The organism is Sporosarcina koreensis, assembly GCF_001531445.1.
Taxonomy (GTDB): Bacteria; Bacillota; Bacilli; order Bacillales_A; family Planococcaceae; genus Sporosarcina; species Sporosarcina koreensis_C.
In genome coordinates, this window is record NZ_LQYA01000180.1 from 8,627 (window position 1) to 10,044 (window position 1,418).

Here is a 1,418-nt window from a genome sequence, read left to right on the forward strand (position 1 = left end):
TGCGCTCAAAGTGTTGCGCCTCGCGCTCAAAGAAAGCCGCTCTCCACTCAAACAAGCCATCTAGCGCTCAAAGAGAGCCATCCCACGCCCGACGGAACCTAAAAAAATATTTTAAACCCACTTTCAGCACCAAAAATCAAAGGAAATCCCTGATTTTGAGGCAAATTTAAATTTTCGCCAATTTAAGAATATTTACTGTCTGGTACAATGCTGGTGAGGTGATGAAATGTTAATCAAGAAAAGGAGCGAACCCTTATCCTTACTAGGATTGCAGTCATTAATCAACCGGCTGCCTAACAACCACCCTAAATATACGATGATCGAGGAGGATCTCAGAAAAAGAAAAGCAGGATTCGGAGGTGAATTGAATTTTGATAAGCATATAAACGAATTCCGTCCGACCTATCCATTTGGCCTACTCCATGATATCTGCCTTCTCTACAACGGGATTTTCTTTCAAATGGATTCTGTGCTGATCCTGCCAGATAAGATAATCGTATTTGAAATTAAAAATCTTGGCGGGAAAATCACCGTCAAAGCCAATCCAACACAATTTATTCAAGAAATCAAAGGTGAACGAAAAATCATTCAGAGTCCAATCACAGAGCTAGACCGGAAAATGATATTTATGGACAGATGGTTAAAAGAGAGAGGAATTGATATAAAGATTAAAGGTATGATTGGACTTGCTTACACGAACGAATTATTCATCGAAGAGGAAACGAATACTGAAATTTTATTCACACATGAAATCCCCATACGGATGTAAAACATGGTGATTGCACAGGAGAAATTAAGCAGAAATAAAATCAGTGAAATTGCCCGCGACATGGTGGATTCACACAAGGATTATAATCCTTTTCCGCTGACGAAGACGTTGAATATAGCGAAAGAAGATATTATTCCAGGAGTTATGTGTCCGAAGTGCAGCCGCAAGGGAATGAAGTGGCACTTGAAGAAGTGGCATTGTTCAACCTGTTTTCACAGTGCTGTGGATTGTCACCTGCCCCTTCTTGACGATTGGTTCTATTTAATGGACAGAAGTATAACCAATCGCCATTTTCGTTCGTTTGCGGGTATCCAAAATCATCATGCTGCCAAAAGAATTTTGAAGAAAGCGGGTCTCATCCTGAAAGGAACTCGCAGGACAGCAGTTTATATAAGGTGATTGTATAAACGCTTTGCCAAAAGGCGTTTTTTTAATCGCGCCATGCCTTAACCTTCGCTTCGCGCTCAAAGCCGTCCCCCGCGCGCTCCAAGTCAGTCGCTCCGCGCTCAAAGGAGTCAGTCTCGCGCTCCAAGTCAGTCACTCCACGCTCAAAGCCGCCGCTCTTGCGCTCAAAGCCGCCGCTCTTGCGCTCAAAGTCAGTCGCTCCGCGCTCAAAGCCGCCGCTCCTGCGCTCAAAGTCAGTCACTCC

At 43.7% G+C, this 1,418-nt stretch carries 3 protein-coding genes; 2 read left to right on the forward strand and 1 reads right to left on the reverse strand.

The window, feature by feature from the left end:
• The first annotated feature begins 226 nt into the window (after window positions 1–226).
• Both AWV70_RS16570 and AWV70_RS16575 read left to right on the forward strand, forming a co-directional pair.
• On the forward strand, window positions 227–769 hold the full coding sequence (locus AWV70_RS16570; RefSeq protein WP_060209482.1) for a nuclease-related domain-containing protein: 543 nt from the start codon (window positions 227–229) through the stop codon (window positions 767–769).
• Window positions 770–772: 3 nt separating this feature from the next.
• Window positions 773–1,168 (forward strand): hypothetical protein, encoded by a 396-nt coding sequence (locus tag AWV70_RS16575; RefSeq protein ID WP_060209484.1) that lies wholly within the window; start codon window positions 773–775, stop codon window positions 1,166–1,168.
• A 31-nt stretch (window positions 1,169–1,199) separates the two neighbouring features.
• On the opposite strand, the gene AWV70_RS24770 is transcribed toward AWV70_RS16575, so the two are convergent.
• A partial coding sequence (locus AWV70_RS24770; RefSeq protein ID WP_235588718.1) for a hypothetical protein occupies window positions 1,200–1,418 on the reverse strand: 219 nt, incomplete at its 5' end.